Here is a 23,506-nt window from a genome sequence, read left to right as displayed (position 1 = left end):
ATAGGACGATAACCGACTGGCTTAGAATGCTATTGTCGTGCGGCGAGCGGGCAAGACGGTTATTTTCCTCCTTCCGTCAAAAAAATCGACGGGCACTGTGCTGTTGATTTTTGCTGTGCTGTTTTGAATACTCACCTCAATTGGTCCTCGGGGGGTTGGGACATCAGCAACTGGCTTGGTGGCATGATACCTGCGGCCATCGTGGCCACAGCGCGCAGTACACCAGGCCACTTTTCAACGATCAGCTTTTCTCTGATCTTGCCACCGATCAGTCCGCGCAATTCTTTCAGCGCTGCAGTCGGATCAAACAGATACAAAAGCCCCGTGGCATTCGAAAGGAAGGCCGCTTAGGTGACAAGGGTCGGAACTTAAACACGACAAGTCCACAGCATCTGTAGCTTTTTGCCCTCCATGAGCAATAAACACAGCAACGGAGTGTCGGCATATGGTGACTGTGGCGAGCGAAACTTTGGGAAAACTATTTAGACCTTAACCGAATGCGTGGGCGATCCAGTTGTGATCACGCCTCCGCAGCTGGTCTTACTACCCTGATACGCAACAGGCTTGCCGTCTTGTGATCCGCTGCTTGCTCCGTCGATGATTGTCGCACCGCAGCCGCATTTATCACCAACGCGGGCAATGGGACGCCCGTCGGCTGTGGCTTGACCGCCCGAAACGATAGCGTTTTTACCGTGTCTTGGACAGTCGTGGACGTCCCCAACTCTGGCGATTGGGGGCATCAGTTTTCGCCGTTGGGTTTGGGGCATTCCTCGCAAAGCGGGAGACCGGCGTTTGCGGCCCCTAATAGCGTTGGCACTTGTGATCCACCTGTGCCGCCCATTGATACATTGCCCTTGAGTTTGATTTGCGCCGCTTCAAGCGTGATCCCCGAACTATCGATTGTGATTTTACCACCCGGGCCTTTGATCTCGAATTTTTCGAATGCCATCAAAACGTGGCGTTTGGTATTATTCGTGATCGATTGGTTGACGTTCAAGGCATATCTGCCTTTTACGGTGCCTTCGAAATTGCGGCCGATTGAACTAAGATGGTCTCCATAGATCGCTTGTTTGTGGATATTCCCAACGTTGTGAATGTGGTCTTTGCCAAAACTCTCTTGTTGGTTTTGCGCGACGTTATATAGAACATCACGGCCGATGTTATGACGGGCATCGCGTCCGATGCTTTCGACATGGTCCTGACCAACAGCAATTGATTTATCGCGGCCTACAGTTTCTGTCTGATCCTGCCCGATTGATTTATCGCGGTTATTTAAAATGTTGATTTGCTGGTCCTTTTGACCATGCATGTAAATCAACTCTTCGTTGGCCTGATCTTCAAAACTAAGTTCGTTAAAGCCCTGACCCTTATGTGTGTTCGTCCGAAACACGCTCTTGGTTTTATTCCCAGGGAGCGCGTAGGGCACTTTTTGATTGGCGTTTGGCACGACACCGGTAACGACTGGGCGGTCTGGATCGCCGTCAAGATAGGTGACCATGACCTCCATTCCGATGCGGGGGATGACCTGCCCGCCCCAGCCTGCACCCGCCCAGTTTTGGGTGACACGCACCCAGCAAGAGTCAGAACCATCTTTCTTTGCGCGTCTGTCCCACGGGAACCACAGTTTGATGCGGCCATATTCGTCCGGGTGGATTTCTTCATCCGGCGGGCCTGCAACGATAGCAACTTGTGTCCCGTCAATTCTTGGGCGGGGTGTTGCGCGGTGCGGTGTTGCGGGTGTGTCGGCAGGTAATGCCAAAAACCGGTTCTGATAGTCTGGCTGACCACCGCCGGTTTCATATGTCTGATCGGTCGCGCGATGTTCAATCGCAAGGATCACATGCTGATCGAAACTGTTGGATGGATTGGCCACATCATAAGGCGTGAACTTTGCACCTGCCGCAAGGGTACGTGTGTTTGATGCACCGTCAACACGTCGATGATCTGCTTCGCTGGCTTGCATACGTAGCTTGGATTGTCGTGCGACGCTTGCATTGTCGATTGCATCTGATGCGTTACCAGTGCCGTAACCGCCGACCATTGGATATTCAAACAGCTCATAGTCGCCATTTTTGGGGAGTTTCACAAGGCTTGGCGTCCCGCCTTCGGGGACCATGCTTGGTGTTTGAAAGTTCCAATCCCGCGCACTGCGCTGACCTGGCGTATAGGAAAAAGAAGTCTCAAATCGGTTAATGTGGTTCAGATCGGTAGAGCCATGCGCAAAACGTACATCTTCGCCACCGGTATAGGCGGCAGCATGTGACCCAAGGTTCAAGACATGTTGCCCGGCCTCGTGCGTGAAGAAATAGAAAATTCCATCTGCCTCTAGACGCCGCGCGAGATAGGCGAGGTCTGTTTCATTAAACTGGCATGAATAGTGTTGCTTTTCCGGGGGGGCGACAATGCCGCGCACAGCAGGGCTAGGTAGTCCATGCTCGGTCATGAGCGTTTCGCAAACTTCAATGCTGCTCATGTCTTGCCAAATTCGGCAGTCTGAACGCTGGCTAAGTAACCACATGCTGGGACGAAGCGTCAGCCGATAGCTTTGCAAACCACGCGCGACCTTGGGGCCAACCGCCATATTCGTGACTAATGCATTCCAGTTGCGCCGCTGCCCATCACCCAGTTCAAGCGAAATGTCGCAGGTTTTACCGACAATCTGATCCGGCTTGAGGTCATCAGATTTTGCACGAAGCTCGATCTCGCCTGTGAACAGTTCGTTGATTGCTTCGCGAAACACCAATGTTTCGGCTAGCAAATCATCCGCGCCAAGAAGCCCATCAATGCGAAGAATACGTTCGGCTTGGATAAAATCAGACGCTACGTTCATAAAATCGTGCCTCGCAAAGTTAATGCAAATCTACAACCTAAGGCGTAGCATACCGAATGCCACCTGTGTAGCAGGTTCGCGTGATTACGCCGTTCGTACGGGAAAATAGGCAATTCGCCGCCGCATGATATTTTAGGTCACATGCTAAGCGATTTCTTGCAAATTTACCCCCTATGTTAGCTCTCTATCTATCGACATGCGGCCTTGGCGAAGGGAACGATAAGTTCGTACACAACAAGCGGTAGCGGGTCTTTGCCAGAAGCATAAATATGGGTGTTAACTGTACGTGGGCTCGCTTCGTTTTTGATCAAAAAGTAATCCGTGATCATCTGCGCTTGCGCTTCGTCGTTCAAGGCATCGAAGTCCGCCGTTTTCCAATCAATTGGCATGTAATCGTAATCTGAATTCCGCGACCAACTTGCTCGTATTTCATTCTCGGTGAAATCATGACCTGACGCCATATATTCCGCCAATGTCATACTCGGTGCCCCGCTCGCGACAGTGACCGTTCGCTGTTGCCCACCCGCAAGTGTAGTATTCACGCGGATTGCGGGTTCTGCATCGAACTTCATTGGGTTTGTGTTCAGCGCTGCACTTACACCTCCCAATGTTTGCCGGTGCCTACCGTTTGCATTTCTGTTTTTCAGATATGTATCAAGTGAAACCCCCGTTCTCGAGACTTTGATTTGGTCAAGGTAACTCTCATATTCCCTAATGGTACGGTTAACTGGTAATGTCGCACGTCGACCTGTTTGATACTGCCAGATATGGGCCATTTCGTGAATGAATACCGCGAGTTTCCACACAGGCAGTTTCGAGAAGTCGTCGTAATAACGGTGTCTTTGTGGGAAATATATATTGTTACCCGCGCTATGTGCACGCGTACTGCTTTGACTAACTGAGGGGTGGGCAGTCGTATAAACCCTGACCATTTCGAGCGACATCGTGCAGTTGAAAAACCGGTTAAGCAGGTTTTTCTCACCGCTTGTCAGCTTGCGTTCATTCGGTGATGTGCTCACTTTATTATTCTCGCTTTTTGATTTTTAAATGCCGGTCGACCAAAAAAGGGATGGTGATATCAATTAAAATGCCTTTCCGATGATGCGCACCGGAAAGGCGATGTCATGTCCGAAATTAGGACGCGCGTGTTGTCGTCAGGTCGTAGCTTGCGATCATTGGCGACAGTGGCTTGTGGTTTTCGTCGTGTGGGATGTATTTCACTTCCATCTTGGTGAAGTTCAGACGAATGGTTTCAACTGGACGATCACCAGACGTGTCCACAGAATAGTTCGCAACCAATGTGTTGGTCAGCTTGTATTCGATGTAGGTTTCGCCGGGGTTGCCGGTGGTAACCATGTGGATTGTTGTGTTTTTGCCAGTACGACCAGTGCAGGCCTCTGCGAACAATTTAGTGGACGAGCTATCGGACACTTTTGTCAGAACGACTTCGCTAACTGTTGGTTCTGACGCTTCGCGGTTGGCTGTAGAGCCAGCAGAAGTCGTCATGTTACGTGACACGTTCCAGTGCATGGATTCGATATCCATCCATTTTTTGTGTGTCTCATGTGTTGCGTCGCCAGGAATTCCGTCAAGTTGTACATAAATAGGCATCTTATAATTCTCCGATTGTTTGGTTTAAGTTAGGGTTCAAATGAGTTGGCGCGCATTTTCACGCCCCTGCTCACCTCGTGCCGAGCTGAGTTCAGACACGACAAATGTGTCCTGCGCCCCCAGATCGATCTGCACTGACGGCGGAGGTGTTCCATGCGCCAGTGAGTTCAGGAAAAAGTCAGCCAAACGTGGCAAAACCTGCCGCGAAAGCATTGCCTCGATTGCGCGCGCGCCAGTGTCACCTGCCACCGCACGTTCAATCATTGCGGCGCGGGCGGCGGGTGTGACCTGCAACGCTGTGCCGTGCGTGGTCTCTGTCCGTTCTGCGATGCGCGCAATTTGCAAATCTACGATCCCGCCAAGAATGTCTGCGGACAGCGGCAAGAATGGCAAAATATCAAGCCGCCCTAAAAACGCCGGTTTGAAATCGCGTGACAGTTCGGGACGTAGCATATCCACAAGCCCATCACCTTCGGGCATAGCGTCAGGATCTTCGGCCAAAGTGGCAAGTGTTTCAGTGCCTGAATTAGCAGTCATCAAAATTGTGATGTTGCGAAAATCGACATCGCGGCCTTCGCCGTCGCGCAACGTGCCCTTGTCGAACACTTGATAAAAAATCTCTTGTACGCCCTCATGCGCTTTATCGATTTCATCCAGCAATAAAACACCGTGCGGGCGCCGACGTACGGCTTCGGTTAATACGCCGCCTTCGCCGTATCCAACGTAGCCCGGAGGAGACCCCATCAGCAGCGAAACCTTATGTTCTTCTTTGAATTCGGACATGTTGATAACCGTCAGCGCAGATGTTCCGCCATGCAGTTCATCTGCTAACGCCATCGCCGTTTCGGTTTTGCCGATCCCTGACGTGCCCAACATTAAGAACACACCTTGTGGCCTGCGCGGGTCACGTAGACCTGCCCGCGACACGGACACGGATTCACACAGCGCATCAATTGCACTATCCTGCCCCAAAACGCGGGCTTTCATGCGGTCCGGCAGCGAAGCAACTGCGTCGATCTGACTGCGCAGCATCCGTCCTGCGGGGATACCTGTCCAGCGCGCAATGACAGCAGCGATTGCCGCACCGTCGACGACGCGATGAACCAAGGGCGTTTCGCCAGCCAGCTCAGCCATCCGCGCTTCGATGTCTGCCAAACGCACCATCGCATCGTCGCCTCCTTCGGCTACGATTGCATCTGCTTCGTCCATCAACTTGCGTTGTGCATCAAGGGCGGTTGCGATCTGCGTTTCTTCGCGACGCGCCGCGGCAAGATCGTTTTGCAAACCTTCAAGCCGTTCGGCAAAGCCGCCAGCGTCGGGTTCCATTGACAGCGCGTTAATCTCGCTTTGCAGGTAAATCGCCTCGCGGCGGCGTTGTTCTAACGCTTCGGGTTCAATTTCGCGGCTCATCGAAACAGCGGCGCCAGCCGTGTCAATGAGGCTGACAGCCTTGTCAGGTAATTGGCGTTCCGGCAGGTATCGTGCAGACAATTCAACCGCGGCCCGCACCGCACTGTCGCGCACCGCAACGCCATGGTGTTCTTGAAACTTGGGGGCGATGGCGCGGATCATACGTACCGCGCGTTCAATATCTGGTTCGTCAATTTTCACTGTCTGAAAGCGGCGGCTAAGAGCAGGGTCTTTTTCAAAATATTTCTTGTATTCAGACCATGTCGTTGCAGCGATGGTGCGCAATTCACCGCGTGCAAGCGCAGGTTTCAAAATGTTGGCTGCGTCACCCTGCCCTGCCGCACCACCTGCTCCGATCATCGAATGGGCTTCGTCAATGAACAGGATAATCGGCGTTTCAGATGTTGCGACCTGATCCACAACGCCTTTTAACCGGCGTTCGAATTCGCCCTTCACACCGGCGCCAGCCTGAAGAAGGCTGAGATCTAGAACATGAAGCGCAACATCAGTTAGCCGCGCAGGCACGTCACCATTCACGATGGCCAGTGCAAATGCCTCGACGATGGCTGTTTTCCCAACACCCGCTTCCCCGACAAGGATCGGGTTATTTTGGCGGCGGCGCACCAAAATGTCGACCATTTGCCGAAGCTCAGCATCACGTCCGACGATCGTATCGATTTTTCCGTCTCGGGCCTGTTGGGTTAAATCAACGGCGTACTCTGCTAAAAAATCTTCGTCGCCAGCTGCGCGGCGCTGGTGATTTGGCTCACCAGATTCCGCTGCAGGTGCGGTTTCTTCAATCGCGGCCTCGAGGTTACTTGTGGACATTTTCAACAATGACGGCACAGCGCGGCGCAAGATTGAGCGTGGTTCAGTTTCAGAAATCATCGTCAGTAGAATTGACGCTGGCCCGACCTGATTTTGACCGAACCGCAAAGACGAACTTAGCCAAGATTCACGCGCTAATGCAATTAGTGGTTGTGAAAGCGATGGTGCGCCGGATGACCCGCGCATGAAGCCTTGAACGCATGTCATAGCTTCGCCTGCGACCTCTGCTGGGTTCACACCACTGTCCGAAATGATCTGTGCAAATGCGTCATTCTTCGCGAGGCTCGCGATGAAATGCTCTAGCTCTACGGTGCTGTGGGTGTGTCGAACAGCCAATGCGGCCGCGCCTTCAATTGCGGCGCTCGCACTTTCAGAAAGACGCTTGAACAATGTATGGAGATCAATGGTCGTCACTGCAAAACCCGCCTAGGAAAATCCCCAGTGCAGCGCTAAAATGACACTCACCGGACTATAACAAATCACTCTTCATTAGGTTTCAAATGATGGTCCAAGATGCAACCGGTTGCGTTTCTTGAAGAGGTCCGAAATACCTGTAAGGGCATGTCTCAACTCCTAAATATGCCGTTGTGACACCCGGATAGACAGCTAAAGAGACACAACCATGACAAGTTCGCAAAGTAATAATTCAACCAATACAGTGCCTTACAATTTCTCCGAAAATCTTGGCGAAAATCCGCGCATAAATCCGGGGATTCAGGCGGTTTACCGCAGCCTTCGAGATGCCCGATCAAAGGCGCGCGCAGCAGAGCGCGCGCAAGAGATTCCAGGCGAAGATGGGCACATTATTATGGCAGCGCCGGCCGAGTGGGGCGAAGTACACGATCTATCACGAGAGATCCTCTCGGATCATGCGCTTGATGTGGAAGTGGCAGTCTGGCTGATCGAAGCGACGGCGCGTACGCGCGGGTACACTGGCCTATCTGCTGCGGTGAACGCTGTTTCTGAAATGGTAAAAATGTGGGGCAACGATCTGCATCCCCAACCAGAGGATGTAGAGGATGACACCTTTGAATCGCTTGGTGGATTGAATGGATTGGGGCGTGAGGGGACCTTGATTCAGCCGCTACGGCTGTTGCCGCTTGTGCCAGATTTCGAATATGGCAGTCACACAATTTGGGATGTTGAAACGGCTGGAAAGACCGAAGCGGTGCAAGCCGCGATGTCGACAGCGGGTGATACTGCGATGTTAGCGTATCTGGGAAATGTGGTTGCTACCTGTACTGCATTTGCGGGCCTGAACGCGGTGCTGACTGAGTTACGGGGGGCTGATGCGCCGCCATTCGCACGAATCATCGACTTGCTTGATGATACCGCCCGTACGATTCGCCGCCTATCTGGCCTTTCGGATGTGCCAACAGCGGCCGACGATCCAGCAACCGACGATGTTACGGAATCGGGGAACCCCGCAGCTACGGGCGCCGGAACGCCAACCGCAGGTCGGATTGAAACCCGCGAAGATGCGCTTCGAACATTGAGTGATGTAGCGCGATTTTTCCGCCGTACTGAACCGCATTCGCCAATGTCACATACAATAGAGACTCTGGTACGGCGTGGCCGGATGGATTTCATGACGTTGTTGACGGAATTAATCCCAGACGAAAATGCCAGAGTGTCTTTCCTGACAACCGCAGGGATCAAGGACACACCCGATGCGCCAGATTCCGCCGAATAAGCAATAGTATTCTGAATTCGCATGCGCAGCCGTCGCGAAACTGGTTCATGTACTACATGTATTGTTAACAATTCAGAGTTGAAATTAGGGGAGCCGGACATTGGCAAGTATTCACGACAAGCTCGATAAGGTGCGCAAGCCTCGCGTCCACATCAAATATGAAGTCGAAACTGAAGGTGCGATGGTCGAAAAGGAATTGCCCTTTGTCATCGGTGTTCTTGGTGACTTTTCAGGTGACCCGACAAAGCCACTTCCTTCGTTTGGCGAACGTAAATTTGTTCAAATCGACAAAGATAACTTTGATCAGGTCATGGAGCGCATGACGCCCGGTCTTAACTTAAAGGTTGAAAATACACTGAGCGATGATGGCAGCGATTTGGCTGTCGATCTAGAGTTCAAATCGTTGTCCGATTTTGACCCTGCAAGCGTTGTAGAACAGGTACCTGCGCTTAAGGCGCTGCTGGAAAGCCGCAACCAACTACGTGATTTGCTGACCAAGGCTGATCGCTCTGAAGAACTGGAAACTCTGCTCGAAGAAATCTTGCAAGACAATGACGCCGTACGCCGCATGGTTGAAGAACTGAAGACTGGGGAGGCGGAATAATGGCTATCGAAACCCAAAATCAGGAAGCTGAATCCACGATCACCAAAGACGCAGAGGTTGGTCTTCTTGATCAAGTCATTGGCGCGACCCGTCAGACAGAACCTGACCGCGCCGCTGATCTGATGCGCACCCTGACGGACGCCGCGTTGGCTGGGACCGTCACCTATGACCGCAACCTTACGGTGACTTTGACCAAAGCCATCGAAGCGATCGACGCAAAAATTTCTGGCCAACTTGCCGTTGTGATGCAAGCCCCCGAGTTTTCAAAGCTCGAAGGGTCTTGGCGCGGGTTGGCGCATCTCGTTCGCGGAAGCAACACGGGATCAAACCTGAAAATTCGTGTTCTGAATGCATCCAAACGTGAACTGGGTCGTGATCTTTCTAAGGCGGTGGAATTTGATCAATCTCGGCTGTTCAAGTCTATTTACGAAGATGAATTTGGCACACCCGGCGGCGAACCTATTGGTGCGCTGATTGGCGACTATGAATTCGATAATAGCTTTGACGATATCGAAACGCTGACCGGACTGTCACAAGTGTCGGCTGCTTCCTTTGCGCCGTTCATTTCTGCGGCTTCGCCTAAATTGTTCGGTTTTGACGACTATACAGAGCTAAGTAAGCCACGCGATCTGTCGAAAATTTTTGACAGCAGCGAATATGCTAAATGGCGTGGGTTCCGCGAAAGCGAAGACAGCCGCTTTGTCACGCTGACATTGCCGCGTGTGCTGGCACGGATGCCTTACGGTAATGACAGCAAACGCATTGATGAGTTCGACTACAACGAGGCGCTTGGTTTTGAAGGCGATAAGATCCCGCACAACAACTATTGCTGGATGAATGCGGCCTACGTCATGGCAGGCCGGATGAGCGACGCCTTCACCCAAACCGGATGGTGTACCGCAATTCGTGGCACTGAAAATGGCGGTAAGGTCGAAGGTCTGCCAACGCACCTGTTTTCTACCGACGAAGGCGATACAGGTATAAAATGCCCAACAGAAATCGGCATCACCGATCGCCGGGATTCTGAGCTGGGCAATATGGGCTTTTTACCACTGTGCCACTACAAAAACACGGATTACGCGGTATTTTTTGGCGCGCAAACAACCCACAAGGCCAAAAAATACGACCAACCCGAAGCAACGGCCAATGCCGCGATTTCGGCACGTTTGCCTTACATGATGGCGACCTCGCGGTTTGCACATTATCTCAAGGTGATTGGCCGCGATAAAATTGGTTCCTTCATGGAAGCCGAAGACTGCGAAGATTGGCTGAACCGTTGGATCAACAACTACGTCAACGCAAACGACAAAGCTGGTCCAGAATCACGCGCTTCGCATCCGTTGCGTGATGCACGTGTTTCGGTCGAGGAAATTCCAGGTAAGCCCGGCAGCTATAACGCTGTGGCGTGGATGCGTCCTTGGTTGCAGATGGAAGAGCTTACCACATCGTTGCGGATGGTCGCGCGGATTCCCGAGAAGAACTAAACATGCATGAAAGTGCAAACATGCTGTCTCGGTCAGATATGACCGGGGCAGATGACCGGGTTTCCGCTACGCGGCAACGGGCTCTTTTCGCACGGATTGATCGCATTATCGCACTGATTGACGACGCATTGTCCAAACAGGTTGATGCCGTTTGCCGTGACCAAAAATACATGGCCTTAGAAGCGCGATGGCGGGGTTTGTATCAGTTGTTGTCACGCACAGGGCCTGATGAAACGGTGATCGTTCGGGTTCTGAATGCAACGTGGCCTGTCGTAGCGCGTGATCTGGAACGATCTGCTGATTTTGACCAAAGCCACTTGCACCGTTTGGTGTACGACAATGAATTCGGAATGCCGGGTGGCCTGCCGTTCGGTATGCTGCTTTGCGACTATACGTTATCGCATGTATGCGATTCAGGGTCTGCTGATCCGATCGAAACCGTGCGTCGCCTAGCATCGGTCGGCGCGGCAGCGTTTTGCCCTGTCATCGCACGCGCTGGGGGCGAGATTTTAGGGCTTACTGATATCAGCGAGTTGGATGATATTAGCGACCTGTCTGATGCGCAGTCGATCCTAAGAGAAGACCCAAATTATGCGCGTTGGGTTGCTTTGCGTCAGGCCGAAGACACACGGTTCTTTGGGCTTATTGCCCCCGATTTAGTGCTGGCGCGCAAACCCGGCTACGACATGCCCCGCGGCTTTGTTCCGAATGCGGCCCTCTCTGACCATATTTTACTGAATGGTGCCTTTGGTTTGGCGGCGACAATCGTCGACGCATATCGCGATAGCGGTTGGTTTGCCGCGATCCGTGGTGCCTATCAGGATCAGCCGGGCGGAGGTCGTGTAGAAGGACTTGAGCCGTTGGATTTTGGCACCGATCTGCATGGTCTGTCCGCGTACTCACCAGTCAGCTACCGTTTAACCAGTGCACAAGAAGAACGGATGGTACAGTTGGGTGTTGTTCCGCTGTCTACGCTTTATCTTGATCATGATCCGGTCTTTAACACTCTGCCGTCTGTCCACGCGCCACGGACCTATGACACCGCCATCGCGACGCAAAATGCGCGTCTGGCAGCAATGTTACAATATGTGCTCTGTACCTCGCGGTTTGCCCACTACCTGAAAGTCATGATGCGTGATGAGGTGGGAACCATTGCTGACCCTTCTGTTCTTGAACACCGGTTGGACAATTGGTTGCGTAGCTATTGCCTAGGTAACGACGATGCGGGCGAAGATTTAAAGGCGCAATATCCGTTGCGCGATGCGGGGGTGTCGGTGCGCCCGCTGCCGGGCCGCCCGGGATGTTTTGGCTGCACTATTCGTTTGCAACCGCACTTTCAGCTTGATGACGTATCAACCAGTTTTCACTTGGTGGCAGAAGCCCCCGATAGTTTACGGAGCCCCGCCGCATGACACTTGCCCATGATATTGCCATAGCCTTGCGCGATGATAACCCGACCGCAGCAAGAGACATTGCGCTTGCTCGTGTGAAAATCGCCCCACAAGATGCCGAAGCGCGAATGTTCCTTGCCGAACTATCTGTGATCCTTGGTGATCTATCCCGGGCAGAAACCCAAGCCCGCCTTGCCGCGACGGCAGTACCTGATGCAACATTGGGGATAGGTGTATTTCGTCAACATCTGCGCGCGCTTCATGCGCGAACAGAATGGTGGTCGACCGGTGCCCTGCCGACTTTTCCGAATGGCCCATCGTCTTTGTCCACGCTTGCTGTACGCGTGAACGTTGCCTTGCGCGACGGTGACGGCAACGCGGCCAAAACAGCGCTGGATGCGTTGGAAACGGCAAGAGGTGCGCAGCCTGCATCATGGGATGGGGATTTTGTTGACGACATTCGTGATCTTGATGATCGGCTTCCGCATGCGATCGAGGCCTTGACCGGCGGTGGGCATTATCTGTGGATCGACTTTGAACGTATAGCGCAGCTGGAATTTCAACCAGCCACCCGGCCAATTGATGGCGTATTACGCCGGGCGCGTGTCACGCTGCATGACGGGTCTGCGGCAGATATCCGCGTTCCTGCGATTTATCCTGCGCCAATCACGGCCGCCGAACAACTGGGCCGCACCACCGATTTTCGTGACCTTCCGGGTGGTCTCACTGCGGGGCAAGGACAAAGATGTTGGCTTGTCGGGGATGATGTATTTGGCTGTCTCGATGCGCAGACTATCACATTTGAGGCGCAGCAAGACTGATGGTTCGCTTGCCCCACAACCAGCCGCTACAGGCCGCTTCTATTTTGGATCGCTTGCTCGATTCAGAACCCGAACGCGCCACTGATCCGGCTGTTTTAGAGGCCGAAACGTCCAATGGATTGCGTGAAAGTTTGCGCCGCGATCTGTCCATTTTGCTGAATACGCGCTGTCGCCCAACGTCGCATCCTGCTGATTTGGTTCCGCTTGTTGACAGTTTAGTTGCCTTCGGCGTTGAGGATTTTTTCAACGCGAGCTTAGTCACAGACATGCAACGCAAAAACTTTGCTGCTCGGCTGCAAGATCGTATCGCGCGGTTCGAACCCCGCCTTGAAGATCTATCTGTGTCGTTGCCAAGCCAATCCGATGACGACCGTCGGAGCCTGCGTTTACGCATTTCGGCCCGCTATCGTGCACGCCCCGGATTGCCACCTATGGTCTTTGACACACGGCTTGACCCAGTAACCCATCATTTCAAAGTTGTAAGTGGGCGCGGGCGTGGCTAATCGGTTCCTGAAACACTACACGGATGAATTGGATGCGTTGCGCAATCGTGCCACGCGCTTTGCTGACGCCTTTCCTAAAATTGCAGGCCGTTTGCGCCTTGCGCCGGAAACCAGCGATGACCCTCACGTTGAACGTCTGATCCAAAGTTTCGCCTATACCGCGGCCCGCCTTCGCCAAAAGCTGGATGATGGGTTTCCGGAACTTAGCGAAGGGTTGCTTGAAACGCTGTACCCGCATTTTCTGGCACCGCTTCCCGCGATGACGATTGTCGACTTCACGTCTGACCCGGGCGCGCAGGAAATACGATATGTGCCACGTGGTACCGAAATTGAATCTGCCCCAATCGAAGGCGATACCTGCCGGTTTCGCACAACGCAGGACGTTGCGATTGCTCCGATAGAAATCACCAAAGTATCTTTGATGAACCGCCCAATCGAGGCACCCGCATTCCCCAATGGTAACCCAATGGGATGTCTTGCGCTGACACTTGCGCCGCTGGGTAAGGCAAAGATCGTGGATCTTGGGCTGACGACACTGCGGCTGTATTTGGGCAGTGGGCGGCAGGCGAATGATCTTTATCATCTGCTTACACAACATTGTTTGGGCGTCGCTATTGCGGATCATTCCAGCGATACCGCACCGCGTATTTTACCCAAATCCGCAGTGCGTGCGACGGGGTTTACCGCTGATGAAGCAGCACTTCCTGCGCCAGAACGGTCTTTTCCGGGTTACCGGTTACTGTCCGAATACTTTGCCCTGCCAGAAAAGTTTCTTTTTGTTGATATTGATGTCGGGACATCACAGAGGGGTCCAATCCAACGCGATAGACTTGATGTTTATGTGTATTTGGACCGTGCACCCGGCGATATGGAACGGCGGATCGATCTTGGCGCAGTCAAGCTGGGCGCAACCCCAGTCGTTAATTTATTTGCGTCGCGTACGGAACCTGTCGTGCTTGACGGGACACGCAGTACGTGGCCACTGCTTGCCGATGCGAGGCGACCCAAAACACGGCAAGTTCATTCGATTACCGATGTTACATTGGCAGATGACGGCGGCGCAACGCAAACGGCTGAATCGTTCTTTCACCGGTTAACAAACAAATCTGCAGGTGGGATTTACTATCAACTTGTGCGTCATGGTTCCAATGGCGACACGCGCCCCGGCGCGACATCAATATCATTCGTGGATCATCGCACTGATCCCGTGGCGCGCCCCAAAAGCACGGCGGCCATCGATATCATTGCGACCAATGGCGACCTACCCCGTGCTCTTCCGTTCGGAGGCGGGCAACCACATTTGAAGCTGTCTGCGCCGCTGGACATTGTCACCCGCGTCACTGCATTGCGCCCCATCACGCTATCACCACGTAGTAATGTGGACCCTGATCGTGTTTGGCAGTTGATTTCACATATGTCGCTTAATCATCTGTCGCTAGAGACAGATGGTGCAGCGGCACTGCGTGCGATCCTACGTTTGTATGATCCCGGTGATAGCCGTGAAACATCCCAGATGATCGACGCCATTGTCGATGTCACGACATCGCCCGGTATTGCGCGTATTCAGGCGGTTATGGTTAGCGGCGTTGATGTGACGATCACCTTTGACCCCGATCAAATTGGCGATGGGGCGGCGCATCTGTTTGGCGCGGTTTTGGACAGATTTTTGGGGGCATACGTCACGCTAAATACATTTACCCGTCTCACACTTCGGCTAAGAGGACGCACTGATGATCTCGCTTGTTTTCCAGCGCGTTCAGGGGATCGGGCGCTGGTATGACGGGACACACAACAACCAGCGATATCCACGCGCTTGTGACCAACCCAAAGGTCTTTGATGCCGCAACCGGTATCCGCGTAGCACAGCGCGCGGCAAAGCAAAGCGAGCGTGCATTGGTTATCGTATCAGCCCCTGAACGCCGCCTGTCACATGCTGCAATCAGTAGTGCCACCGAGACGGACCAAGCTGTCGTTTTGGACACTAGTATTGTTGGGTTATTCGGGCCGCTGTCCCCTTTGCCGCCAGTCTACAATGAAATAGCTGCCCGTGATCGGCGCAGGCGTGCCGGTGGTCTTGCTGCGTTTGTCGATGCGTTTACGGATCGGCTGACACATCTGTTTGTTGCGACAGTCGAAAAATACGATGTTGCCAGACAGCTGCAATGGTCGTTTAGCGACCAGGCCGCGCCGCGTATCCTCACGATGATGCGAAGCATGTTGGGGCTTGGTACAGCTAAGATTACAGACCTATCCCCCCTGCCCGGCGATGAAATATTGCGTTATGCCGGGCTGTTTGCCCAACAAACCCGAAGCGCAGAAGGCCTGAGCGCGTTGGTAGGCGCAGAAACCGGACTACCCGTGAAGATAGAGCAGTTCCATTTACGCTGGCGCATGCTGCCTCTTGCCGAACAATCACGCATGGATGGCAGCACACAATTGGGCATTACATCCGGTGCGGGCACCCAAGTGCCCGACAGGGCAGGTCAGGTGCGACTGGTGATCGGCCCGGTCCGCTATGCGGATTTTGTCACCCTCGAAGAAGGGCAGCCTCGGCTTGATCGATTACGCCGTTTGGTCAAATTCTATGTCGGACCGGTGTTAGACTACGACATTCAAATCATACTCGACCGTCGGGATGTACCTGAAACTCAGCTTGGTGGTGATGGACCAGCACCGCGTTTGGGCTGGAACTCTTGGGCGCGCAGTGCGCCGGTTATGGATCACAGTGGTGATGCAGTTATTGGGTCATCACCCCGGCACAGTACAACATCACTGGGGGGCAAAGTATGAAAACGCTTACTTTAACGTTGCGCTCGGGTCATGCGGCGGGAACATCACGGGTGATTGATGGGACTACCCAGTTTTCAATTGGGACCGGCGCGGGCAACACTTGGCGCTTGACCGCAGAGCTTAGCGCCATGCAAGGCGACGCCTTTGTGCGCAGTGACAACGATCAATTTTTGATCGAAGGTTTTGGCCATGTCAGCGTCAATGGTCAGTCTCTCAATGTAGGTGCAGAACTGCCGCTTCATCAAGGTGCAGAAATCGAAATTGGTCCGCATTTATTGACGGCGCATATCGCACAGGCAGATGTAATGCCCAATCTTTCGGGGGGTGCGGATGCCTATCGTGATACAACTCAGCCAACAATCAGTGCAATCTTATCAGACGTTAGTCCCGGTGGCGACGCGGCCTCTGGCCCATTGCCGGGGCGTACTGGTGAGGAATGGTTAGACAGCTTTACCGCCGCGCCGAACCGCAGCCGTCCCGATTGGGACCGTTTGGGGGCGTATGGTGGGGACTCTTCTGCGTCTGATCCCTTGGTTCCTAATCCCGCTTTCACAAACCCGTTTGGGGCGAACACTTCCGATCCTTTCGATACATCGCATAAGATGCTTCCAGATGACTGGAACGTGCCTGCAAGCGATACGGCAAATCGGGCGGAACAGGGCGCGCCCAACCGCCAATCGGTAAACATGAACCAAACGGATCACAGGCCAGATCCAGTACAATCTCAACCTGACGCGCGTATTCTGCGCGAAGCTGCAGGTCTTTATGACGGCGAAGTCGACGCGCCTGACGAAATTCAACTTGCAAATGCGGGTACGGCGCTTGCCGCTACCTTGGCCGGGCTAGCCGAGATGGAACGCAACCTTAATCGCATATTGAACGATTTTGATGTAACGCCCCAAACGGCGCAAGCGCGCGATCAAGTTACAATGGATCCGGGCGCAATCTTGTCAGATTTACAAGGCGACATCTGCCTTGGGCTATCACGGCGGATTGACGCCACTTTGGCCCGACAAACCGCGGTTTTTGAGACCCTACTAGCGACCATCACACACGCACGCGATAGGCTTGATCCAGACAATATTCGCGCCGCCGTCGCCAGCAAAAGCGCGATGTCGGAACGTTTACGCCCAAAGGCCGCCGCGTGGGATGAAAACATGCGGCGCTGGACAGAAGACAATTCACCGCTGAACCTCGGCACTTTGCGCGAAACACTTGCGGCCAACATCGAAGACACACGGGAAGATATCTGATGGCAAAAATCCGGAACCGCGTTGCCTGGACAGAAGGTATGTTCCTTAGGGTGCAGCACTTTCAGCAGTCTGATCGTTGGACTGATCAGTTGGTGCGCGACGCAACGCGCCCCTTGGCACCTTATCCTTGGGGCATTCTTGAAATGTCTATCGACAAAGCGGCATTGGGGATTGGGCGGTTTGGTCTTTCGTCGATCAAAGGGATTCTACCAGACGGGACACCGTTTTCCGCACCTGATCAGTGTGATCTTCCCGCACCGATAAAGCTAACCGAAGGAATGTCGGATTTAGACATTCACCTTACGCTGCCGATGCTGCGCCCCGGTGCCGCCGAGTTCGCCCCAGCGGGCGGTGCCACGGGGGTACGCATGACGCGCGAAGACCTTGATGCTGATGATGCCAATGCCGACACGTCGTTCAACGCGGCCATCGAAATCGGGCGCATGGATCTTGGGTTGCGTCATAGCAACGAAGAACTTGCCGGATTGGAAACGATTAAGCTGGCGCACGTGATTGAAGTGCGATCCGACCTCGCGGTTGTTCTTGACGATGAGATGATACCACCGGTTATGAATGTCGGTGCCTCGCCACATTTAAGCGGATTTTTGAATGAATTACTTGGGTTACTGCGCCACCGATCCGAAGCGATTGCACGGCGAACTGGTGATCCGTCTTTGCGGGGGTCAGCAGAACTTGGCGACTATTTAATGCTACAGGCATTGAACCGGACCACGCCAACAATTGCCCATTTAGCGGCGCAGGCGGCACAAATTCATCCTGAAACGGCCTATCGCGCCTTGATTTCGCTTGCTGGAGAGCTGGCGACCTTTACCGCAACATCCCGCTTGCCTGCAGAGTTACCCGAATATCGCCATGCTGACCCTGCGGCGACATTTGTTCCGGTCATGACAGAGTTGCGGCGCGCTTTGTCGGCAGTCTTGGATCAAAGCGCGGTTCTTATTCCGCTTGAGGAACGCCGCCATGGTGTCCGTGTTGGGATGATTTCGGATTCTGGCCTTAAGACAGACGCTGGTTTGGTATTGGCTGTCCGTTCGAGCATTACAGCCGAAAAACTGCGTCGTCTGTTGCCAAATCAAATCAAAGTTGGGCCCGTCGAACGTATTTCAGAATTGGTCAATGTGGCCTTGCCCGGCGTTGATGTGCGCCCAATGCCCGTCGCCCCGCGCCAGTTGCCGTTTCGCAGTGGCAACACCTATTTTGAACTGGATACCACAGGCGAGATGTGGCGCGAAATTGTTGCATCCGGCACGATAGCGCTGCACTTTTCATCAGATTTTCCGGGTCTTGAACTTGAACTTTGGGGAATTCGCGCGTGAAACCCCCTAAGGATCCTTCCAACACTGAACCTGGCCGCATCGTTTTGCCCACACCGGGGAAACGCCGCCATGATCCGTTTGTTGTCGAAACCAGTCTCGAGCCAGTACCCGAGCTAAAAACGGTTTCTGCGCTATCTGTACCTGATATCCTTAGCGGTTTTCGCATTGACGGGGATGATGTCCCATTGATGGTGGCAGAGGCGTCACCGCTGCTAAATCTTGCGCATGCCTTGCGTGAACGCGAAGCAGCCCCCGAAATGACAGAGCTGCGGCGTGATACAATTCGCGCGGTCAAAGCCTATGAAACCAAACTAAGCGCTGATGGAATTTCACCTGAACAGGCACGCGCGGCCCACTACGTTGTGTGTGCCACACTTGACGATGTAATCCGCAACCGCCCGTGGGGCGAAGGCTGGGCTGTCGAAGGATTGGTTTCGACCTTCCATCATGATGTGACCGGCGGTGATAAAGTTTTTGAATTGCTTGCGCATTTTCAAACAAACGCGGGTGCGAACCGGGATCTTTTGTTGCTGATTTACCTATGCCTGTCGCTTGGGTTCGAGGGACGTACGCGGGTGTCCGCCCGTGGTGGAATGGAATTAGCCCACACGCGTGACAGTCTTTACCGGGTGCTCCGCGGTCAATTCGGCGCTGTTGACCGCGATTTGTCACCTAATTGGCGTGGTGAAGAAGCCGCACACGCGCCTTTGCGATCTGACGTGCGATTCTGGCTAATCACTGGCTTGCTTGTGCTTGCGTTGGCGCTGCTGTTTTTGGTGTTTTCGGTGTTGTTGGGACGCGCGTCTGATACAACGCTGGCACGTATGGCGACGCTGCCGCCGAATGGCACGCCAACATTATTCATTCCAGAACCTGTCAAAGAAGCCCCCCCGCCCGTTGAACCAGCGATTGTCGTGCCGACGCCTGATCCTATCCCTACACCTGTCGCGCCAACAATTCCGCCTATCGAAATTTTTCTGTCATTCCTTCAACCTGAGATCGACGAAGGCCTTGTTCGGGTGTTTCGCAATGGCGATGCAGTGCTTGTACGTGTGAAAAACAATGGAACATTTGACGTTGGTGGAGCTCGGATCAACGATGAATCGCTGCCTATTTTTGATCGGATTGGACAAGCCCTAACGGCCGAGAATTTTGACGTGACTGTTCTGGGTCACACCGATAACCAACCAATCCGTTCAGCCCCATTTCCATCGAACTTTCATTTGTCTAACGCCCGCGCAAGCGCAGTGCGCGATATTTTGGCTAGCTATATCGGAAGCGACCGGATCGAGGTCCGCGGCGAGGCAGACACCCGGCCAATCGGCGATAATGATACAGCCCAAGGTCGCGAAGCAAACCGCCGTACAGAAATTATCGTGCGGGGGGCTGGCCAAGCTGTACCACCATCTTTGTTCAGCCAAGGCGACGCGGACGATTTTTCCGCTGATCCACAAACCAACACACCGGAGACGCAACCATGAATCCTCTTGGCATGTGGACCAATTTGCGTTCGACGCTGGACAGCTACACCAGCGTTTTGGGGCGGCGTTTTCTATCCTTGATCTGGGTCGGCGCAATCTGTGCCGTGATCTGGATTTTCGGCCCAAAGCTGGCGATTGGCGACTTCGCCCCGCTGACGACAGTAGGGCAACGTCTGACCGCTATCGGTGTGGTTTTATTCATCTGGCTGGTTTGGACGCTTGTATCGTGGTTTCGTAACCGCCGCGCCGACAAAGCGCTAGAAGATGATGCGGTACAAACCGAAGAAGAACGTGCAGCATCTGAAACCCGCGAAGATATCGCCCAGCTGCAAACGCGCCTGCAGGCGGCGATGGTATTGATGCGCAAGGTCGCGCGCCGCCGCATGGGGTATGCTTACGAATTTCCATGGTACCTGATGATGGGTCCGCCGGGTGCTGGTAAGACCACGCTGCTGACCAATTCAGGGCTAAAGTTTCCTTTGGGGGATGCGATGGGTGCCGAACCTGTGCAGGGCGTCGGCGGTACGCGCAACTGCAATTGGTGGTTCACGGATCGGGCGATTTTGATCGACACTGCGGGCCGCTACACCACGCAAGACAGCCAACGTGAACGCGACCACAAAGGGTTTTTAGGGTTTCTTGCAATGTTGCGCAAACACCGTCGCGCGCAACCGATCAATGGCATCATCCTTACATTGTCTTTAACTGACTTGCTGATGCAGGACCCAGACGAGCGGTTGCGCGAAACCCGTGCTATCCGTCAACGGTTGTCAGAAATTGATGAAACACTGGGTGCACGTATTCCGGTTTATGTTGTCCTAACAAAAGCTGACAAACTGAACGGGTTTTCGCAGTTTTTCGAAGAGCTTGGCGGTCAGTCGCGCGAACAGGTTTGGGGCATGACGTTTGATTGGGAAACGACCACACCCGGAACGTTGCCTGAAATATTCAGCCGCGAGTTTCGCGCGCTTCAAGATCGCCTAGCTGGTTTGCTTTTGGAACGCTTACAACAGGAAACCGACATCGCGCGGCGTGGCGCAATCTTTCGTTTTCCGGCCCAAGTCGCCGCATTGCACGATAGCTTACGTGAAATTATTGAAGAGCTCGCCTCGGGGAATGCAAACGTCGCCGAGCCGATGATCCGAGGCGTCTATTTTGCATCTGCGACCCAAGAAATAGATGCGCAACGCAATGCAGTCGCACCTGCCCGTTCCATGAACCGTAGCTTTTTCGTAAATCGATTGTTTGGCAATGTGATTTTGGGCGAAGCCGCTTTGGTGTCACGTGATCGCCGGTCTAGTCGGCGTAAACGTATTGCAACGGGTATTGCATATGGTGTTGTCGGCGTGGGTGCCGTTTTGCTCGCGGGATCATGGATTGGGTCCTATATGTTCAATTCTCGGGCGCTTGTTCAGGCCGAAAACGTGCTGGCGCAATACGATGATCGTGCTGTAAACATCCCCGTTACTGCCGTTGCAGACCCTGATTTTTTGCGCGTTCTACCAGCGCTTAACTTGATCAAACAGGCTCCCGCCTCTTTCGATATGCAGGCAGATGACGCCCCAATTTGGCGGGTTGGTATGGGGTTAGGACAAGAACGCCGTATCGTGGCACGCCATAGCGAAGTTTACGCCGAGGCGCTTGGTGCGTATCTGATGCCGCGCTATATGGTTGCCCTTCAGGATCGGTTGAAAACGCCGGACCTAAGTGAAGCTGACGCCTTTGAGACGCTCAAACATTACTTGTCACTGGCGGGTCTAGGGCCAATTGACCCGGATGCGTTACTTGCCCAAGCCGAGACAATTTTTGCAGATATTTACCCCGGTTCAGGCCGATCAAGAACACGCACCGAATTGATGCGCCACATGAGTGCCATGCTCGAAATTGGTGAATTGCCTGTGATGGCCATCGATGATGCGCTTGTTTCTGACACGCGTGAAATTATCGCCAATCGCAGCCCCGCACAGCGTACGTTGGATCTGCTTGCGACCCGCAAAACCGCGCGTGATTTAGGTGTTTGGTCACCTGCTGTTGCGCTTGGTCCGGCTGGGTCATCGGCATTTGTACGATCATCAGGTGTTCCTATTGGGGATGGCATCGCAGGGCTTTATACGCGCGAAGGTTATCACACAGTTGTCTTGCCATTCGTCGGAACACTGGCTGAAATCGCTTCGAACGAAGACTGGGTGCGTGGCCCAAACGCCCCGCGTATCACCAGCGTCAGCGATATTACGCGCGACGCAGTTCAACTGTACTGGACCGAATTCGAAGGGGAGTGGCGCGCGCTGGTGTCCGACCTGAAAATTACGCCTCCAAACGGTTTGGCAGATGCATCGGACTTGGTGGCGTTGCTGGCGTCGCAGGCTGATCCGATTGGTCGATTAGCCAGCGAAATATCCACGGCAACCAATTTGACAGGTGCTCTTGGCCAGAGCGATGCACCAATGACGTCTTTGGTCCGCGCGAGTGATCTTGCGTTTGACCCGTTGGCCGCGCCTGATCCATTTCGTCAACTGCGCCGATCATTAGCAAATGCAGAAAACGAAGAAGATGGCGATCAAATTGCCCCGCTTTTGGATGACATTGCACAACAGTTAGGCCGCGTTAGCGCGACAGACGCGCGCGCAACCGAAGTGTTTGCGGCAGATAGTCAGTTAAATGTGGCGGTGCAGCAACTCGTGACCGTAGGGCGGACCTTGCCTGCACCGGTCGATGCGTGGACCGTTGGCTTTGCGACGGATTTGGCGGGCACCGCAATGAACCGCGCGCGTCGTCAGGTGTCTCAGCTATGGGCGGCAGAAGGTGCAATTGAATGTCGTCGTGCGGTGACAGGGCGCTATCCTTTTCATCCCCAAGGAGTGGCCGAAGTCACGTTGAATGACTTTACGCGTATGTTTGGCCCAGCGGGACTATTTCAGACTTTCTTCGATCAAAATCTTGCTAGTTTTGTTAATGTCTCGACAGATCCATGGACGTGGAACGGGGGGCTGGGAACATCTGGAGAAAGTTCGGTCGCGTTGCAACAGTTCCAACGCGCGGCTGCAATTCGGACCGCATTTTTCCCAAGTGGGGAAACCAAACCGCGTGTGAATGTCACCTTTGATCTGCTGTCGCTTGACCCAAATTCTCGCATTGCGCTCGTAGAAATTGGCGGTGGAAATTCGGTACATGGCTTAGACCGCGCGGAAAAACGATCGCTTGCATGGCCGGGCGATTCCGCGTCAACGTCGCGTATCACCATCCTGCCTGGAAATCGCGAAGACGCGCTGAGTACCGGGGGTGAATGGTCCCCCTTCCGTCTGTTTGACTTGGCCCGTATTTCCACCGTTTCGGACAACGAATTTGATGCAGCTTTCACGGTTGATAACCGTCAGGTAGCGTTTCGCGTAACCGCAGGAAGTGTGAATAACCCGTTCCGGCTTCCTGCGATTGCCGAATTTGCATGCCCCCAGACAATGTTGGACTAGAGT

General features: G+C 53.7%; 17 protein-coding genes and 1 pseudogene. 12 read left to right on the top strand and 6 right to left on the bottom strand.

Annotated features, from left to right (window positions below):
• Window positions 1-164 precede the first annotated feature (164 nt).
• The 6 genes and pseudogenes from CYQ09_RS00965 to tssH form a co-directional block, all read right to left on the bottom strand.
• Window positions 165-317, bottom strand: a pseudogene (locus CYQ09_RS00965) (Tn3 family transposase); the annotation flags it as partial.
• 165 nt (window positions 318-482) lie between these two features.
• The gene (locus tag CYQ09_RS00960; RefSeq protein WP_106743539.1) at window positions 483-740 is read right to left on the bottom strand and encodes a PAAR domain-containing protein; all 258 of its coding nucleotides are present in this window, start codon (window positions 738-740) and stop codon (window positions 483-485) included.
• Window positions 740-2,830 carry a type VI secretion system Vgr family protein gene (locus tag CYQ09_RS00955; RefSeq protein ID WP_106743538.1) on the bottom strand — a complete coding sequence of 697 codons (2,091 nt, stop codon included), beginning with the start codon at window positions 2,828-2,830 and terminating at the stop codon, window positions 740-742. Before CYQ09_RS00955 ends, CYQ09_RS00960 begins: the two co-directional genes overlap by 1 nt.
• 188 nt (window positions 2,831-3,018) lie before the next feature.
• The gene (locus CYQ09_RS18210; protein ID WP_162617515.1) at window positions 3,019-3,849 is read right to left on the bottom strand and encodes a hypothetical protein; all 831 of its coding nucleotides are present in this window, start codon (window positions 3,847-3,849) and stop codon (window positions 3,019-3,021) included.
• 115 nt (window positions 3,850-3,964) lie between these two features.
• A complete protein-coding gene (locus CYQ09_RS00945; RefSeq protein ID WP_106743536.1) occupies window positions 3,965-4,441 on the bottom strand; it encodes an Hcp family type VI secretion system effector in 477 nt (158 codons plus the stop codon).
• A 36-nt stretch (window positions 4,442-4,477) separates the two neighbouring features.
• Window positions 4,478-7,093: a type VI secretion system ATPase TssH gene (gene tssH, locus CYQ09_RS00940; protein WP_106743535.1), complete on the bottom strand. Its 2,616-nt coding sequence runs from the start codon at window positions 7,091-7,093 to the stop codon at window positions 4,478-4,480.
• A 208-nt stretch (window positions 7,094-7,301) separates the two neighbouring features.
• Between tssH and CYQ09_RS00935 the strand changes: the two genes are divergently transcribed.
• From CYQ09_RS00935 to tssM, 12 genes are all read left to right on the top strand, one after another.
• Complete coding sequence (locus CYQ09_RS00935; RefSeq protein WP_106743534.1) at window positions 7,302-8,372, top strand: ImpA family type VI secretion system protein; 1,071 nt, start codon at window positions 7,302-7,304, stop codon at window positions 8,370-8,372.
• A 100-nt stretch (window positions 8,373-8,472) separates the two neighbouring features.
• Complete coding sequence (gene tssB / locus CYQ09_RS00930; protein WP_106743533.1) at window positions 8,473-8,976, top strand: type VI secretion system contractile sheath small subunit; 504 nt, start codon at window positions 8,473-8,475, stop codon at window positions 8,974-8,976.
• Window positions 8,976-10,460: a type VI secretion system contractile sheath large subunit gene (gene tssC / locus CYQ09_RS00925; protein WP_106743532.1), complete on the top strand. Its 1,485-nt coding sequence runs from the start codon at window positions 8,976-8,978 to the stop codon at window positions 10,458-10,460. Before tssB ends, tssC (CYQ09_RS00925) begins: the two co-directional genes overlap by 1 nt.
• Before the next feature lie 2 nt (window positions 10,461-10,462).
• Window positions 10,463-11,872, top strand: coding sequence for a type VI secretion system contractile sheath large subunit (gene tssC, locus CYQ09_RS00920; protein ID WP_239495813.1), 1,410 nt, complete (start codon window positions 10,463-10,465; stop codon window positions 11,870-11,872).
• The gene (locus tag CYQ09_RS00915; protein WP_106743531.1) at window positions 11,869-12,672 is read left to right on the top strand and encodes a type VI secretion system accessory protein TagJ; all 804 of its coding nucleotides are present in this window, start codon (window positions 11,869-11,871) and stop codon (window positions 12,670-12,672) included. Before tssC (CYQ09_RS00920) ends, CYQ09_RS00915 begins: the two co-directional genes overlap by 4 nt.
• Window positions 12,672-13,175 (top strand): type VI secretion system baseplate subunit TssE, encoded by a 504-nt coding sequence (gene tssE / locus CYQ09_RS00910; protein WP_106743530.1) that lies wholly within the window; start codon window positions 12,672-12,674, stop codon window positions 13,173-13,175. The genes CYQ09_RS00915 and tssE overlap by 1 nt, the downstream gene beginning before the upstream one ends.
• Window positions 13,168-14,955, top strand: coding sequence for a type VI secretion system baseplate subunit TssF (gene tssF, locus CYQ09_RS00905; protein WP_162617514.1), 1,788 nt, complete (start codon window positions 13,168-13,170; stop codon window positions 14,953-14,955). The genes tssE and tssF overlap by 8 nt, the downstream gene beginning before the upstream one ends.
• On the top strand, window positions 14,952-15,965 hold the full coding sequence (tssG, locus tag CYQ09_RS00900) for a type VI secretion system baseplate subunit TssG (RefSeq protein WP_106743528.1): 1,014 nt from the start codon (window positions 14,952-14,954) through the stop codon (window positions 15,963-15,965). Before tssF ends, tssG begins: the two co-directional genes overlap by 4 nt.
• The gene (locus CYQ09_RS00895; RefSeq protein WP_106743527.1) at window positions 15,962-17,218 is read left to right on the top strand and encodes a hypothetical protein; all 1,257 of its coding nucleotides are present in this window, start codon (window positions 15,962-15,964) and stop codon (window positions 17,216-17,218) included. Before tssG ends, CYQ09_RS00895 begins: the two co-directional genes overlap by 4 nt.
• Window positions 17,218-18,555: a type VI secretion system baseplate subunit TssK gene (gene tssK, locus CYQ09_RS00890; RefSeq protein ID WP_106743526.1), complete on the top strand. Its 1,338-nt coding sequence runs from the start codon at window positions 17,218-17,220 to the stop codon at window positions 18,553-18,555. Before CYQ09_RS00895 ends, tssK begins: the two co-directional genes overlap by 1 nt.
• On the top strand, window positions 18,552-20,036 hold the full coding sequence (tssL, locus tag CYQ09_RS00885; protein ID WP_106743525.1) for a type VI secretion system protein TssL, long form: 1,485 nt from the start codon (window positions 18,552-18,554) through the stop codon (window positions 20,034-20,036). The genes tssK and tssL overlap by 4 nt, the downstream gene beginning before the upstream one ends.
• The gene (gene tssM, locus CYQ09_RS00880) at window positions 20,033-23,503 is read left to right on the top strand and encodes a type VI secretion system membrane subunit TssM (RefSeq protein ID WP_106743524.1); all 3,471 of its coding nucleotides are present in this window, start codon (window positions 20,033-20,035) and stop codon (window positions 23,501-23,503) included. Before tssL ends, tssM begins: the two co-directional genes overlap by 4 nt.
• Window positions 23,504-23,506 lie beyond the last annotated feature (3 nt).

The organism is Yoonia maritima (genome assembly GCF_002933395.1).
GTDB classification, from domain to species: domain Bacteria; phylum Pseudomonadota; class Alphaproteobacteria; order Rhodobacterales; family Rhodobacteraceae; genus Yoonia; species Yoonia maritima_A.
Note: the sequence above shows the minus strand (reverse complement) of the source record. Positions and strands in the feature narration are given on the sequence as shown.